General features: G+C 44.5%; 14 protein-coding genes. 5 read left to right on the top strand and 9 right to left on the bottom strand.

Annotated elements, in window-relative coordinates:
* Nucleotides 1–123: 123 nt before the first annotated feature.
* The 3 genes from L0991_20825 to L0991_20815 form a co-directional block, all read right to left on the bottom strand.
* Nucleotides 124–1,002 carry a LysR family transcriptional regulator gene (locus L0991_20825; protein ID XGB64471.1) on the bottom strand — a complete coding sequence of 293 codons (879 nt, stop codon included), beginning with the start codon at nt 1,000–1,002 and terminating at the stop codon, nt 124–126.
* 55 nt (nt 1,003–1,057) lie between these two features.
* Nucleotides 1,058–1,897, bottom strand: a complete 840-nt coding sequence (locus L0991_20820; GenBank protein XGB65428.1) for a GDSL-type esterase/lipase family protein — start codon at nt 1,895–1,897, stop codon at nt 1,058–1,060.
* 86 nt (nt 1,898–1,983) lie between these two features.
* Nucleotides 1,984–2,496, bottom strand: coding sequence for an RNA methyltransferase (locus L0991_20815; protein ID XGB64470.1), 513 nt, complete (start codon nt 2,494–2,496; stop codon nt 1,984–1,986).
* A gap of 275 nt (nt 2,497–2,771) precedes the next feature.
* Between L0991_20815 and L0991_20810 the strand changes: the two genes are divergently transcribed.
* Nucleotides 2,772–4,433 carry a methyl-accepting chemotaxis protein gene (locus tag L0991_20810; GenBank protein ID XGB64469.1) on the top strand — a complete coding sequence of 554 codons (1,662 nt, stop codon included), beginning with the start codon at nt 2,772–2,774 and terminating at the stop codon, nt 4,431–4,433.
* Nucleotides 4,434–4,559: 126 nt separating this feature from the next.
* Here L0991_20810 and L0991_20805 read toward each other — a convergent pair whose 3' ends face one another.
* Complete coding sequence (locus L0991_20805) at nt 4,560–5,243, bottom strand: endonuclease (protein XGB64468.1); 684 nt, start codon at nt 5,241–5,243, stop codon at nt 4,560–4,562.
* Nucleotides 5,244–5,246: 3 nt separating this feature from the next.
* Nucleotides 5,247–6,116 (bottom strand): LysR family transcriptional regulator, encoded by an 870-nt coding sequence (locus L0991_20800; protein ID XGB64467.1) that lies wholly within the window; start codon nt 6,114–6,116, stop codon nt 5,247–5,249.
* A gap of 262 nt (nt 6,117–6,378) precedes the next feature.
* Between L0991_20800 and L0991_20795 the strand changes: the two genes are divergently transcribed.
* A complete protein-coding gene (locus L0991_20795; protein ID XGB64466.1) occupies nt 6,379–6,726 on the top strand; it encodes a DUF3316 domain-containing protein in 348 nt (115 codons plus the stop codon).
* Nucleotides 6,727–6,854: 128 nt separating this feature from the next.
* Here L0991_20795 and L0991_20790 read toward each other — a convergent pair whose 3' ends face one another.
* Nucleotides 6,855–8,492, bottom strand: a complete 1,638-nt coding sequence (locus tag L0991_20790; GenBank protein XGB64465.1) for a methyl-accepting chemotaxis protein — start codon at nt 8,490–8,492, stop codon at nt 6,855–6,857.
* Between the two features lie 259 nt (nt 8,493–8,751).
* On the opposite strand from L0991_20790, the gene L0991_20785 reads away from it, so the two are divergent.
* Nucleotides 8,752–9,177, top strand: coding sequence for a DUF3010 family protein (locus tag L0991_20785; GenBank protein XGB64464.1), 426 nt, complete (start codon nt 8,752–8,754; stop codon nt 9,175–9,177).
* 75 nt (nt 9,178–9,252) lie between these two features.
* Here the strand turns inward: L0991_20785 and L0991_20780 are convergent, their stop codons facing one another.
* The 3 genes from L0991_20780 to L0991_20770 all read right to left on the bottom strand — a co-directional run bounded on the left by L0991_20780 (nt 9,253) and on the right by L0991_20770 (nt 11,986).
* Complete coding sequence (locus L0991_20780; protein XGB64463.1) at nt 9,253–10,383, bottom strand: TMEM43 family protein; 1,131 nt, start codon at nt 10,381–10,383, stop codon at nt 9,253–9,255.
* A 153-nt stretch (nt 10,384–10,536) separates the two neighbouring features.
* Nucleotides 10,537–11,007, bottom strand: coding sequence for a TetR/AcrR family transcriptional regulator (locus L0991_20775; protein XGB64462.1), 471 nt, complete (start codon nt 11,005–11,007; stop codon nt 10,537–10,539).
* A gap of 79 nt (nt 11,008–11,086) precedes the next feature.
* Nucleotides 11,087–11,986: a DMT family transporter gene (locus L0991_20770; GenBank protein ID XGB64461.1), complete on the bottom strand. Its 900-nt coding sequence runs from the start codon at nt 11,984–11,986 to the stop codon at nt 11,087–11,089.
* A gap of 123 nt (nt 11,987–12,109) precedes the next feature.
* Here L0991_20770 and L0991_20765 point away from each other — a divergent pair, with 123 nt between their 5' ends.
* On the top strand, nt 12,110–13,537 hold the full coding sequence (locus L0991_20765; protein XGB64460.1) for a PLP-dependent aminotransferase family protein: 1,428 nt from the start codon (nt 12,110–12,112) through the stop codon (nt 13,535–13,537).
* Nucleotides 13,538–13,656: 119 nt separating this feature from the next.
* The gene (locus tag L0991_20760) at nt 13,657–14,661 is read left to right on the top strand and encodes a LacI family DNA-binding transcriptional regulator (protein XGB64459.1); all 1,005 of its coding nucleotides are present in this window, start codon (nt 13,657–13,659) and stop codon (nt 14,659–14,661) included.
* The last annotated feature ends 33 nt before the right edge of the window (nt 14,662–14,694 follow it).

Genomic DNA, 14,694 nt, shown 5'->3' with positions numbered 1-14,694 from the left:
GGATTTACTTTAATTAAGAAATTGAGCCCTGCCGAATACCAATTCATGGCGCACCTATAACATGATGTTATAGGTTGTAAGTTGGGCGAAAAATATTAGGTGGTAGACAAAGTTAGTCGTTCGCTAACAAGAACCCTTCAGCGCTGTAATGAACTGCTTGGCAACAATCGACTGCGGCGTGTGCTCGGCATACAAAGTCGATACTGAGAATGGAATCTCAGGCTGCAGTGACAACACACAAACAGCATCCTCATTTTGGTACTGTTCTGCCGTCCACGGATCGACAATCGCAAAGCCTGCTTGGTGCTTAACCAGCTCTGCCGCAGCACTGTATCCACGTACTGATATAGGGTGATGATAATGCTCATCGCGTGCAATCAAGCTTTGATGGAGCAGCAAACCCAGTGGATCACGACTATCAAGCCCGATGATTGGCAACGGATAATTGATCAGATCATCAAGGGTTGAGTCTGCTGGAAAATGCTCAACGGTGTTAGATGGAACTAGGACTTGAAGAGATTTGGTTAATAGCGTTTCTGACAATATCGCAGGCGGTGCTTCATCTCCAAATGCGATAGCAATATCAAGCTCATGCTTCAATAGCCCTGAACACAGTTCATCGCGATTGGCAGTAAGCAATTCAAAAGAAATCTCTTGCTCGCGAGACATTTGGGCGATCACTGGAGTCAGCAACTTGGTCGCTAGAATCGGTGGCGCACCAATACGTAAATGCTGATGGCCTTGCTTCACTTTGTTAGTTAAAGAACGGAATTGCCCCAGTTGTTGGTAGACCTTCTCCGCTTCCGGCAACAAAGTTTTCGCTTCGACCGTTGGCACTAGTCTGCCTTTGACACGCTCAAATAGGCCAAACCCAAGCTGTTGCTCGGTGTGAGCCAAAATACGAGTCACGTTTGGCTGAGATACATGCAAACTACGTGCAGCTCCAGATACAGTTCCGGTCTGCATAATGGCGTAAAAGACTTCCAGTTGTCTTAGGTTCAAATCGATGTCCTTATTGCTTATTCCCGATACTCTAAATACGTTCTATTAGAGAGTGCTACCCTCTTAATAGCGCTTCAATTCTAGGTTGAAGCACCTCAGCCCAAGCCTGATAAGCTTTGGCATTCAAATGTAAGTCATCACACGAGTATTCATTTGAAAGTAGCTTGCTTGGTGACAACACGCCATTCACATCCAAAAACTCGATGTCTTGTTGAGCACAGTACTCGCTGATTTTGCTATTGAGCAATTCTACAGAAGGATTTAAGCCTTGCAGTTTTGCGCCAACATAAAGCGTCGATTGCACCAAAATTTGAATATCATTTTCTTGCCACACCTTAAGCATATTAATGTAGTTCTGATAGATATGGTCAACATCGTAGCCTTGCGAAAGGTCGTTTATGCCCGCCATAAAGCACACGAGCTTTGGCTTTACATTCAACGTGGTATCAATACGGCGCAACATTCCAGTTGTCGTATCTCCAGCGAGGCCACGGTTGACCATAGATACATCACGGAAAATATCAGCCCATGGTGCCCACTCAGTAATCGAATCGCCAAACATCACTAGATCGGCTTGAGGTGAAAAATGGCGATGATTATCGGATGTCATGATGTAACGACTCATACTGTGACCACGTTGTTGAATCTCAGATTGGATAGCGACAGCGCTTAGAATCTCACTATCTGGCGTTGTATCATCAAATTGAGCTAGCAAGCCTTCGATATGTGGCTTTAAAGGGCTAAGACGAGTGCTCAGCTGATGGTGTTCTTTAAGGGAAGATAATCTCTCTAGTAATGTGTACAGAGACTGGTTTTGGCCAACGTCTTGAAATAGCTGATAGAGATCGAGGACAGGGTGTTGTTGTAGCGCGGCAAGTAATTGCTTGTCTTCCATGGTGTTATCTAACCCTTCAATTATCTGATGATGTTTCAAGATAATATCCGATAAAAGGCAGGATAGATAACACTAGAAGAAGAGATTTATTTTTCTTTGATTACGAGATGGTTACGGTTATCGCGACTTTTCTTAATCAGCTCATTGCTCTCGTCCATTTCATCAGATTTAGCAAGGCGATCGTAAAGCAAAACGTTCACAGTCGCCGCTAGATTCATGCAACCAACTGTCGGCACGTACACAACGTGGTCTGCTCTATCCGCAACATCTTGGGTAATAGATCCGTCTTCTGGGCCGAAAATGTAAATCGCATTTTCTGGGTGTTTAAAACGTGGCAGTGGCGTAGCACCTTCGGCAAGTTCCACACAAACGATTTTGGTTTCAGGGTCAAGGTTGTCTAAAAACGACTCAACGCCCGTCAACGGAATAGTACGTGTCGCACTCTTAGTATCAGTGTGAAATTTAGCGGCTTTTTCGTAGCGTTGCCCTGTGTATTTAACTTCGTCGACTTGATAACAACCAGCCGCTCGCATGACAGCACCTACGTTTGTCGGGCTTTTAGGGTTAGTTAAACCAATAGTCACATGGCTTTTGTTCATGAATCTTTCTCACTTAACGAATAGACATAGCAGGGTGCTACAAAGCGTCGCATTCTAACAAAGCAACGTCGAATTCAAAAGCATCGAAACAGATGAGTCACATCTCCTTTAAGCCCCTAGTTGCAAGGGTTGTCACATAAAAAATTTAACCGCCATCATATTTATAAAACAAAAACATTTTAGAGTAACAATTAAACAACAAGCCCATTTACATTTTGAAACCACATTAATAATGTGTTGAAAATTGCATGAGACAATCACACAGGAAGCGTGACATGACCCTAACCATCAAAAACCGCCTTTATATTCTCTCTTTCATTCCATTGCTGCTGATGGCAATTGGGATGATGAGTGTGACGTATATGAAGAGCACCGAGCTAACCGCACAACAAGTAGAATCGACTCGTAGCAATATGATGGCGATGAAAGAAAAGGAACTCAAAGCGTATCTGCAAATGGCCCAATCTTCTATCAGCCCGTTCTTAGAAAGAGGTGCGACATTAGAAGAAGCCTTACCTACCTTAAGAACCCTCGAGTATGGCGAATCGGGTTATATCTTTGGTTACGACTCTAAAGGTGTCAGAGTGGTTGTCGGACAGAATACGGATGGCATCGGCAAAAACTACTACGACCTACAAGACAAAAAAGGCAATTACCTGATTCGTGATCTCATCAAGAACTCAAAACTTGGTGAATTCACAACTTACTACTTTCCAAAACTTGGTCAATCAGAAGCGCTACCAAAGCTCAGCTACTCGATATTCATTCCGCAATGGGACTTAATGCTCGGCACTGGCTTTTACACCGACGACATTGATGCGGTCATTGCAGAAATGAAAGAGAGCTCGAACGCTGCACTTCAAAGTTCACTTACTGCTATCGCACTTTTCTGTGGCTTGATCGCAGTCGTTGTTGCCATTTTCGCCGTTGCAGTAAATCGTACCATTATGAAGCCATTAGAGCAGTTTGACCGCTCAATAAGCGCATTCGCAAGTGGCGAAGCTGATTTAACCGCTCGAATGGAGACGTTCAAAGCACCAGAATTTACGAAGCTGAGCGAAAACTTCAATGCGTTCGTTGCAAGCCTACAAACCATCATTCGCAGCGTCAGCGATGTAGGCCAGCAAGTTGTTTCTGAAACGTCTAGTATGTCTTCACGCGCCGCTCAGGTGGATGAGCTCGCTTCAGGCCAACGTGAAGAAACAGAGCAAGTCGCTACCGCGATGACTGAGATGACGACAACGGCTCAAGAGATATCAAGCAATGCGAGCCAAGCAGCGGATTCAGCGAAGCTTGCAGAAAACAACGCTAAGGAAGCTCAGCAGATCGTAAACGCTGCGGCCGACTCAGTAGCAGGTCTAGCGAGCGAAGTATCAGAAGCGAATACCGTGGTATCACGTTTAGAAGGTGATGTGCAGAACATCTCCTCTTCACTGGCGGTCATTCAAGACATTGCCGAGCAAACCAACCTACTAGCACTGAATGCTGCCATTGAAGCCGCTCGTGCAGGTGAGCAAGGCCGTGGCTTCGCTGTCGTTGCGGATGAGGTTCGTAAGCTTGCAAGCCGAACTCAAGAAAGCACAGGCGATATTCATAAGATGATTGAGCAGTTAAAAGCCGCTTCAGATGCCGCTGTGAAAGCGATGGATTCAAGTCAAAATAGAAGTGCTCAAACCGTCGAAGAAGCGAACGCTGCCGCGGCTGCACTGGCGAAGATCCAAGAGTCGATCGATACGATCATGGATATGAACTCGCTTATTGCGACAGCAACCGAACAACAAAACATTGTCGGCCAAGAGATATCTCAACGTATTGTCGTAATATCAGACCAAAGCTCTCAATCGGCATCGCTAGCCAACCAAAACCGCGCTGGTAGCCAAAACCTCAACAACCGCGCGAATGAGCTTTACCACTTGGTCGATCGCTTCACAGTGTAGAACCATTTTGGTCTTGTCACGGGCAAGTAAACGACTCGGAATTTAATATAGCTCGGGCTTCAGAACCTTCATTCTGAAGCCCGATTTTTATCTTGAGATGATTTGGTAAATGAGGGGCAACGTCGTTTAAGCCAAAGCTTCAACGCCATTTTTTATGCAATCTTGAGTTAAAGGACAATATTGACACTTCGGTTTGGGATGACAGAACTGCTGCCCATGCTCAACCAACAAGCCATGGTAATAGCCATACCTTTGAGTATCCTGTGGGATAACACTCTCCATAAGGGCTCGAAACTTTTCGTACGATTTAGGCACATCCAGTCCATTGCGAGTGAAGATTCGCCGCGCATACGCATCAATCACAAAAGACGGCTTACCTATCGCATAGACCAAAATCGCATCTGCCGTTTCGCCGCCAATCCCTTTGACTTCGAGTAACTCTTTACGCAGTTGATCCTTGTCTTGCTCACGAACCATAGTCATATCGTATTGGTACTTCAAAAACCACTCCGTCACAGCTTTCAGCTTGATGGCTTTCTGATTGTAATAGCCACTAGAGCGAATCTTTTGAGCAAGCTCGTCGAGATCCATGCTAGCAATTGAAATTGGGTTGCACTGCTCACCTAAATTGGCGAGTGCTTTCTCTGCGTTCTTCCAATTCGTGTTCTGCACCAAAATAGCACCTAAGACTATCTCGTATGGATCGTCTCTCCGCCACCAATCAAAATAGCCATAGTGCTGCTCAAGTGTGTTGAAAACACTGCAAATCAGCTCACCGTCATTATTCAAATTCTGGCGACGTGAAGTCATAAACTAATCTAATTGCTCAGAAAGGAAATCCACCAGCAGGCGAACCTTAGAAGACAAGTTACGGTTTTGAGGATATAGCGCCCAGATCCCTTCTTTATCGTCTCGATAATCAGAAAGCACTTCGACCAATTCACCCGTATCAAGGTCTTCACTCACGTAATATTCAGGCAGTTGTACCAAGCCAATACTCTGCTTCGCTGCATCTAATAAAGCCAAGCCACTATTACACTTAATACGCCCATTGACGCGAACTGAACGAGGACGACCATTTTCCTTAAAACGCCAGTGCTCAAAGCCACCAACTAAACACTGATGGTTACTCAACTCAGAGAGAGTATGTGGTTCACCGTAACGTTCGATATAGTCTGGGCTTGCACATACATAGAGTTGTCGTTGAGAAAGCTTCTTTGCCACCAGGCTAGAATCTTCTAATCGACCAAGACGGATCGCGACATCGACACCTGAGTCGATTAAGTCGAGCTTTTGGTTGGTCAGCATTAACTCTAATTCTACTTGCGGGTGGAGCTTTAAAAATTGGTGAAGTATTGGTGCTAGTTGACGCTCACCATAAGTGACAGGAGCCGTCACTTTTAGCAATCCTTTCGGTGTCGATTGCATTTGTGTTACCGCCAATTCCGCTATTTCTAAGCCCTCGACCAACAACTTACACTGCTGATAATAGAGCTGTCCTGCTTCTGTTAGCGAAACCTTTCGAGTCGTTCGATTGAGCAGTTTCACCGCGAGACGTTCCTCGAGGTTTGCTACTCTGCGACTGATTTGAGCAACCGATGTAGCAAGCTTCTGCGCAGCACCTGTAAAACTCTCACGCTCTGCGACTGCAACAAACTCACTTACCCCTTCCCAATTGGCCATGCCTTTACCTTGTGATGAACTGTGGATACCCATGCAGTGTATTGAAGTTACCGATTTCTGTCACCTTGCTTGATATGCTTTGTGCATAAATCACTGCTACCTACAATCGGTCAAAATCATTCCAACCAACGGCTGACATTTCTCCATATTCCTTACCCAATACTAACAAAGTCGGTTTTTTCTCTGACACTCCTCTTACCACTTCATTGGTATGTTGGTTGTGTACCGGAACACAGGTACATCAACAAAGTAAGGTACTCCTATGAAAAAATTAATCATACTTGCATCAACTCTTGTACTCAGCACCACAGCGTTCGCAGCAACTAAAACGACGATCCAAGAAACAACGCTAAAGTCTGATACCTTTGTTACTGAAGCGGAAGCATACGATGCAGGCACGAGCCTTATGGATGAGCTAAGCACAAAGACACCGTTTGAACTTTCAAGAGAGCTGCCACAGTTCCAACAAACAACAAAATACGATTCGTTCAAAATTGATGACGCGAATATGGAAGTGAAGAAAATCACCAATATGAACGGCGATGTTCACTACCAAGCAAACGTAAAAGTTGACTACCGTTACAAATACCAAGACGGTCGTAGCAGCTAATCACGAAGAGCTCACGCTCAACAACGAATCATGTACCTAAAAAGAAAGCCCGTACTCATTGAGTACGGGCTTTTCGCTGTTTCTTTGCGGCTAACAAGAACAAATCACGTTCATCTCAGCTCTAAGTGTTAAACCTCAAACTGAGAAACGAGGCTATCAAGTGCCTCACATTGCTCGGCCAAAGCCATACACGCATTTTCAGCGCTACTCGCCATCTCAACCATTTGCATCGTACTTTCTGCGATACGTTGAACATTTTTGTTCACTTCTTCAGACACTTGAGACTGCTGAGAAGCTGCCGTCGCAATCTGCGTGTTCATGTCATTCATCTTACCGATTGAATTACGAATCTCACTCAAAGAAGACGCTGCAGTTCCGGCTTGAATAATGGTTTTCTCGCCGCTGATTTTGCTCTCGCTCATCACGCCAACTGCATGTTTCGCACCGACCTCTAAACGCTCAATCATAGCTTCGATTTCACCAGTGCTGTCTTGAGTCTTACTTGCCAATGCACGCACTTCGTCCGCGACTACAGCAAAACCACGACCTTGTTCACCGGCACGCGCCGCTTCGATCGCTGCATTCAAGGCCAACAAATTAGTTTGTTCAGCAATACCTTTGATCACGCCAAGAATAGAGGCGATGTTTTTCACATCAGTATCCAGCTCCTGAACCACACCACCCGCGTTCTCGATATCTTGGGCTAGACGTTCAATTGATGTCACGGTTAGACCAAGCGTAGTGTCTGCCGACTCCACTTCGTGATTAGCAACGTTACTTGCGGTAGCCGCATCTAGAGCATTGCCACTCACGACTTCGCTAGTCGCCTGCATTTCATGAACAGCAGCCGCAACAACTTCACTCTCTCGCTGTTGGTTTGAAGAGAATTCAGCAACGCTTTGAGTAAGTGACTTAATATTTTCCATCTCAGCTCGAACAGCGTTTGACGTGAAAATTACTTGCTCAACCGTAACGTGGATCTTGCCAACAAACTTATTGAAAGCCGAGCTTAAGCGAGCAATCTCGTCGCTTCCTTCCACCTTCATGCGCTGAGATAAGTCACCATCACCTGATGCGATCTCATTCATCGCTTTCTCAACGTTCTGGATTGGTTGAACGATGAAACGGTTCGATAGCCACATAGCAAAAAGCGCAGCAAAAACAGCGACTGCCATACCCACTTCAATGATCAACTTGCTTGATTCAATTGAGTCGTCTGCTTGCTGACGCAGCTCTTTCTGTTTTAACTCAATCAGAGTGCGGATATCTCGCAGTTGCTTGCGGATAATCGCAAATTCAGCGTCTAGCGCTGGCGAGTAATCGATGTTGTATTGATGTGCATTCGCAGGATCAGCAAACATAGGTTCGTGTAACGAGACCCACTTACTCATCGCATTAACCAGTTTAGAAAGTTCACCACGCGAAGAAGGATCTAATACACCCGCTCGATACAAAGTCTCAACACTTTCAAAGCGTGGAACCGCTTTATAAGCGTTGTCTTTGAATTCGAACTTTTGATAGTCAATCGCCGCCTGATCTTTCGCAAGTAACAAGCCTTGCGCTGAAGCGATGATCTGGTAGATATCGCGGTAGCCATCTTCTAGGTTATCTAGAACAGGCTGAACGACATTGTTGAGCTCGTTATTAATCGCAGCTTGAGCATTTGATCTGATAACGTTGAGCACGGTAACGGTAGAAAAAACAATCACAATCACCAACAGCGGGATCGCGATTTTACTCTTAATCGAAAGATTATTGATATTCATTGGGATTAATAACCACACTTAAAATAGGGATGCGCACGCAATATACAGCACACATATGAAATCACGCTAAGCTTTTGTGACCCTCATCTCATAGCAAACGATATCGCTCATCCACATGGTTATAAATCAGCCAAAGGTTAACGTTTCGCCGCTAAGATATTCTCTAATTCAGACTTATTTACGACGGATACACGCAAAGACTGGAGAAGTAGCAGAAATAACACCATAATATAGGGCTCTAAAATAAGTAGGTAAGAACATGAAAATTTGTGGTGTTGAAATCAAAGGTAACGATGCAGTCATCTGTCTTCTTTCTCTGTCAGATGGTGTATTTAACATCCCTGATTGCCGAGTTTCTAAGGTTTCTATCAGCGACGCTAACGACACACAGAATATGAAAGACTTTCAATTCTCTTTTGCAAAGTTAATGGAAGATTACCAAGTAGAAAAAGTAGTTATTCGCCAACGCCAAACTAAAGGTAAATTTGCTGGCGGTGGTTTCGGCTTCAAGCTAGAAGCAGCGATCCAACTGATCGACGGCCTAAACGTTGAGGTTGTTTCTCCGGCTGACATCAAAGAGAGCCTAAAGCGCAACCCTCTAATGATGAAGTTCAAAGAGACGGGTCTTAAGCAATATCAAGAAGCACCGTTTACAACGGCTTACGCTTGCTTGATGAAGCGCTAATTAATAGCTGCTAGAAAGCTATTGATAGAGAAAGAGCCTGAATATTCAGGCTCTTTTTGTTTGAAAGCACTAACATTACACAATAATAATTGTAGCTAATGTTCCTAAAGCGGCTAGACTGAACGAAATCAGCGCTACCCCACCGCCGATAACGCCGCCAATGACAGGGATTACACTCGCTAATACTGCAATAGGACGTAAAAGAAGAAAAAAACCAGCCCACATAAAAGCGAACCCACCGAAACGACCAGCCCAAGTTGCAAACGTGTTTTCGCTATGAGCTTTTTCAAACATCTCATCCTTAGTTTTGACACCATATTGCAGCAAACTTAAGGGACCATTTTTAGTGTTCCAAGGGCGAAAACCATTCTCAATCTGCTGAGCCACTATAGAGACAACAGCAGGCTCAACAATATGAAAGGTAATCTTCATATCACCAATATTTGGCGTTTCTGGATCATTGCCAATGTAATATCCAGTTTGATCTTTCGATACGTGCCCGTATACCTGCTCACCCAACAAAAGTTCTGAATCAGCCTCAATGTCCACGTATCGACTCATCATACGAGAAAGGTCATATGGAAATTCGAAACCACCCAAACTCATACTCTTGGCATTGTAAATGATGCTTTGAAAAGCTACTGATTTAGGGTTGCGATACTGCTTTTGCTTAAAAAACGTCGAATCGTTCAAACCTTCTGACCAAACTTTGCGATATGTGTAAGTTGTTACTTCTTTCTCAGTACCATCAGACAGTTTTTGAACGTGAGTTCTACGTGACTCTTTCCATTGATACACCTGCACTCTTCGTTTTAAGTGAATACCGACAGCCTTGATACCGAATTCTGGGTCAACCAAAATATCCTCAGTAGTTGCTAAGCCAGAAGTGTGCACCAATTTCCGGTTGTTGTTCCAGTCACGCAGATCAGATGTAATAGAAATGGCCGCTTTCTCTCCCTGTTTGAGCACTTTTTCACGATGATCAGAGCGAGATTCATTGGCATACAACAAAAATAGAGCAAGGGAAATCAGAAATATCCCAAACCCTAAATCACTGATCGAAGACTTTAGTCTCTGGCCCCAGGTTCGTTCTTTGACTATCGAATACTCTTGCCCTTCACCATCATAGTACTGCGACTCAGAATACGTATTCTCATCGGTTTCAAAACTCGGCTCTACGCTATTGGAGGTATCATGGTCGGTCATTGGTTCCCCTAGTCATTAATGCAAAAAATTATTGAGTACTCGTACTCAATAATTGTAAAAAAATACCCATATCAACATACTAGATATGGGCACCCATTCGCATTATAGACATTTAACACATAAGAACAAGGCTAAATAACCAACGACACATTTCTACAGGTTATTATTCATATACAAAGTAAGACTACGACCTAAAGCAAGATCAACAGTGTCTTTCGCTTCCTCTTCACCAATACTATTCGCAAGTTCATCGGTCAAACGAGCCACCGCTTTTGTAGTCGCTGCGGCAGAAACAGGCGCTAGCGCATTCGTCATAATGATATGTAGACATTCACGGAAAATCTGATTCTCACCCAGAGACTTTTGCCATGAATCAAGAAAAGAAACCTTGTCAGTAAAGACCAATAATTCAGTAGCCTGCTGGAATACTTGTCCCTCTAAAGCATAAGCAAATTGCATCTTATTTGAGTAATAACGTTGCAGAGATGACTTCGTTATACCCATCTCTTTAGCAATACGGTCATAGGTCACCGCATCCCAACCTTCTGTCAAAAATAGATTGAGAATGCATTTATCGTACATTTTTCTCTTACGTTCTATCTCTTCAGCGCTAACCCGTGCCATATATCCTTCTTAGTCTCAACGAACACACTGCGCTACTTTACATCGAATGTCCCCTATCTTAATAGAGTTACTAGCTTCTTTAACGGTTTAAGGCCGCTTGTCTTCGGAATTTAATCAATTCAGGCTTCTTCACTACCAGATAAACCGCAGTAGCTGATAACGCAAAGCCCATTGCACCATAGACATCAAATGACTCACCGAAAATCAACCAAGCTTGAATTGCAGTAGTCGGCGGAACGAGATAAAAGACAGATGCCACACTTGAAGACGCACCGTGCTCAACCATGTACAACAGCAATAAAATAGCAACACAAGACAAAACAACCACCAACCAAACCAGCGTTAACGTAAATTCTAGCGTCCAGTTCACCTGCATCGTCTCGTAACGCATGGCAAACGGTAGAAACAACGCTGCCGAGGCCAAGTATTGCACCATTGCACCGCCTACCATGTCTGTCCCCTTACAGAAACGCTTTTGATAAAGGGTACCAAAGGTAATACCGACTAACGCCACTAAACAAAGTAATGTCGCCATCCCTTTTTGGTCATCTGATTGCCACTCAATATTTCCCATCAACACTAAGCTGATACCGGCAAAGCCAAGCCCCAAACCTAGCCATTGAGCAAAGTTGAAACGCTGTGAAGTACAACTGACCATTATCAATGCGGTAAGAATCGGTTGCAGCCCCACCAATAGAGAGCTCAACCCAGCAGGCATGCCCCAATCTATCGCTAGATAAGTGCCCCCAAGGTAAAAGCCGTGAATCAAAATACCGACCACACAAGCATGAAAAAATGCTCGACCACGAGGAATACGACGCTTAAGAATGGCAATCAAAACCAAGAACAGCGCTACGTTAGCTACCATCCTAAGTGACAATAACGTTGCGGGCTCAGCGTATTCCACACCAAGACGTGCACCCACAAAACCTGACGACCACAATATTACAAACACGAACGGAATCATTTTAATCAGCATTACAAACCTCTGGTCAACTCTTCATCAATGCTGTTACCTTAGTTGGGTACAGATAACTAATAAAGATACAGATATAACACTTTAAATGGTTACAGACTGGCAATTATGAAACGGGAGAACAGCGTGGAAACAGAAGTCAGCGGCAATAAATACCTCGCCACCGAGCAACACATTAAGACTCAGATAGATAAAGGACTTTTTCACCCTGACGACCGTCTTCCCTCTATCCGCCAGCTAAGTGAACAATTGGGTGTGAGCAAAAACACTGTGATTCGAGCCTACCAAGAACTCGAAGCAACAGGTTGGGTATACTCCGTTCCCAAGTCGGGTTATCGCGTCAAAGTACCGAATACAACAAGTTGGGATGCACCAAGTCAGCCGCAAAAAGTTGACCTCTTATCTGTCACTAAATCTGTGCTCTCCCGCCCAAGCGAACGTTTGAAGTTACAATCTGGCTCTGCTCACCCCAACATTAACAACCCCGCCATTCGTAGCCTGTACGCTGAAATTGGTCGTCACAGCCGCTTGCAAACTCAACTTCCCGGCTATTACCAACTGCCCCCTGGCGACGAGCAATTAGTAAAACAATTGTTAAAGATCACCCATGATCTTGGTGTGCCTGCGGGATCGAAAGAGATTGCGATTACTCACGGCGCACAGCAAGCGATAAGTTTAGCGCTGCGTGCTTTAACCAAACCTGGCGATATCGTGGTGGTTGAATCTCCCTGTTATTTTGGCAACTTGTTATTGCTGGAATCATTAGGCTTACAAGCGCTTGAAATCCCAAGCAGTGTGAGCCACGGAATCGATATTCAAGCACTACAAAATGCCTTAGATAAATGGGAAGTAAAAACACTGCTGCTGACACCAAATTTTACTAATCCAACAGGGTCGAGAATGCCTCTGGCGAATCGAAAAGCACTATTGGAGATCACTGGCTCTTTACCAATTATTGAAGATGATGTATTCGGAAGCTTGGCTTTTGATGCTCCGATTGCGAGCTTGAAAGAACTGGATGACAAAGACCGAGTGATCTACGTGAACTCTCTTTCTAAGACTCTAGACTCTCGCCTTCGTGTTGGCTGGCTACTTTCTGGTCGTTACCAACCTTTAATCGAAAAGTACCTACTGTGTGACAACATGGGCAGCTCTAACCTGATGCAGTCAGCCGTCGGTCAGTTTCTCACTACAGGAAAGTATCGCAGTCATTTATCTAAGATGAAGCGGCTCTATCAAACTAACCAAAAGCAATTTCAAAGTCTTTTGATTCAAGCATTAGATAGCTACCCACATCTTGTTGGCCGCTACCATCTTTCCAAACCTGAGGGGGCATTTATAAACTGGATAACGCTACCCGAATCACTCGACAGTTATGCCGTCTACCAAGAATGCTTGAAACACAAAATCGGTATCTTACCGGGCACTATTTTTGGTACCCACGATCAATACAAGCATTGCCTGCGCTTCACAGTCGCCAACATTGAAGAGAACAAGGATTGGAAAAAGGGAGTCGCAACTCTGGCGAAAATTATCGCTAAGCACGTAGGTTAGACGCCCCGAGTATTCAAAAATATTCTTTACTCAGCTTTAACAAGCTTTGACCTTAATAACATATTAAACATTAGAGATTCGCTACACTCGCAGCCTTTGTAGTCTTGGTGTAATTCAACGTGGCAACGATAAAAGATGTAGCAGCACTTGCAGGGGTTTCAACAGCAACGGTCTCTCGCGTAATAAACCGTACCTGCTATGTTGAGCCCATAACCATTGAACGCGTAGAGCGTGCAGTAAAAGAGCTCAATTACCATAAAGACGCCCGCGCAACGGCCTTAGCAAGCAAAAGTAGTAATACCCTAGGTTTACTGACCGGAAACCTGGCCGATCCCTTCTTTGCGTTGGTAGCAAAGAGCGTTGAAGAAGTCGCTCGCACGAACGGGTATCAATTAGTTGTAGTAAGTGGTGGTCACAACGCGCAACGAGAAAAAGAAGGCCTCGACTTCTTAGTAAGCCAAGGCTGCGAAGCAATGGTTGTCCATTCAAAAATGCTTGATGACGCGACACTATTGCGTTACTCCGCCCAATTGCCTGCAATGGTTTTACTGAACCGCACTATCGCTCAAATCTCAAATCGCTCGGTGTGGGTTGATAACAAACTTGGCTCTCAGGTTTCCGTTCAGCACCTAATCGAGCTCGGGCATCGACAGATCGCCTATGTATCGAGTGACCTACCTATTCAGGACAGAACTGATCGCTTAGAAGGTTATAGGAGTGCCATGAACGCTGCGAACATCGAGATACAACCGAATTGGATCATCAACCAAAACTTCAGTGAATCAGGTGGTGAGGCTGCTGGCGACATATTAATAAACCAGTGTCCCGAGGTTACAGCTGCTGTCACATTTAATGATGTAATGGCCGCGGGTTTAATGTCTAGCTTACAAGACCAAGGTGTATCTGTTCCCAATGACATTTCAGTGATCGGCTTTGATGATGTTTTGTTGGCACGCTACCTTTACCCTCGTTTAACTACAATGCACAACCCCATCGACGACATGTCGACTTATGCAGCAAAACTTGCCATTAAGCTAAAAAATGCGGGATACGCGCCTCCACAACTACACAAATTTGAAGCGACATTAGTTGAACGACAAACAGTGAAGCCGTTCAAGCCCTAAAATGAGACAAAATGTGACCAAAATCTCATGTAT

Origin of the sequence: Vibrio chagasii, from assembly GCA_041879415.1 — a bacterium.
Lineage (GTDB): Bacteria > Pseudomonadota > Gammaproteobacteria > Enterobacterales > Vibrionaceae > Vibrio.
This window is presented reverse-complemented; position numbering and strand designations above follow the sequence as displayed.

Bases quoted from the DNA above. Each gene is read 5' to 3' on its own strand.
- L0991_20785 (XGB64464.1), top strand. From the start codon at position 8,752: ATGAAAATTTGTGGTGTTGAAATCAAAGGTAACGATGCAGTCATCTGT.
- L0991_20820 (XGB65428.1), bottom strand. From the start codon at position 1,897: ATGGAAGACAAGCAATTACTTGCCGCGCTACAACAACACCCTGTCCTC.
- L0991_20815 (XGB64470.1), bottom strand. From the start codon at position 2,496: ATGAACAAAAGCCATGTGACTATTGGTTTAACTAACCCTAAAAGCCCG.
- L0991_20775 (XGB64462.1), bottom strand. From the start codon at position 11,007: ATGGCACGGGTTAGCGCTGAAGAGATAGAACGTAAGAGAAAAATGTAC.
- L0991_20770 (XGB64461.1), bottom strand. From the start codon at position 11,986: ATGCTGATTAAAATGATTCCGTTCGTGTTTGTAATATTGTGGTCGTCA.
- L0991_20805 (XGB64468.1), bottom strand. From the start codon at position 5,243: ATGACTTCACGTCGCCAGAATTTGAATAATGACGGTGAGCTGATTTGC.
- L0991_20800 (XGB64467.1), bottom strand. From the start codon at position 6,116: ATGGCCAATTGGGAAGGGGTAAGTGAGTTTGTTGCAGTCGCAGAGCGT.
- L0991_20810 (XGB64469.1), top strand. From the start codon at position 2,772: ATGACCCTAACCATCAAAAACCGCCTTTATATTCTCTCTTTCATTCCA.
- L0991_20790 (XGB64465.1), bottom strand. From the start codon at position 8,492: ATGAATATCAATAATCTTTCGATTAAGAGTAAAATCGCGATCCCGCTG.
- L0991_20780 (XGB64463.1), bottom strand. From the start codon at position 10,383: ATGACCGACCATGATACCTCCAATAGCGTAGAGCCGAGTTTTGAAACC.
- L0991_20795 (XGB64466.1), top strand. From the start codon at position 6,379: ATGAAAAAATTAATCATACTTGCATCAACTCTTGTACTCAGCACCACA.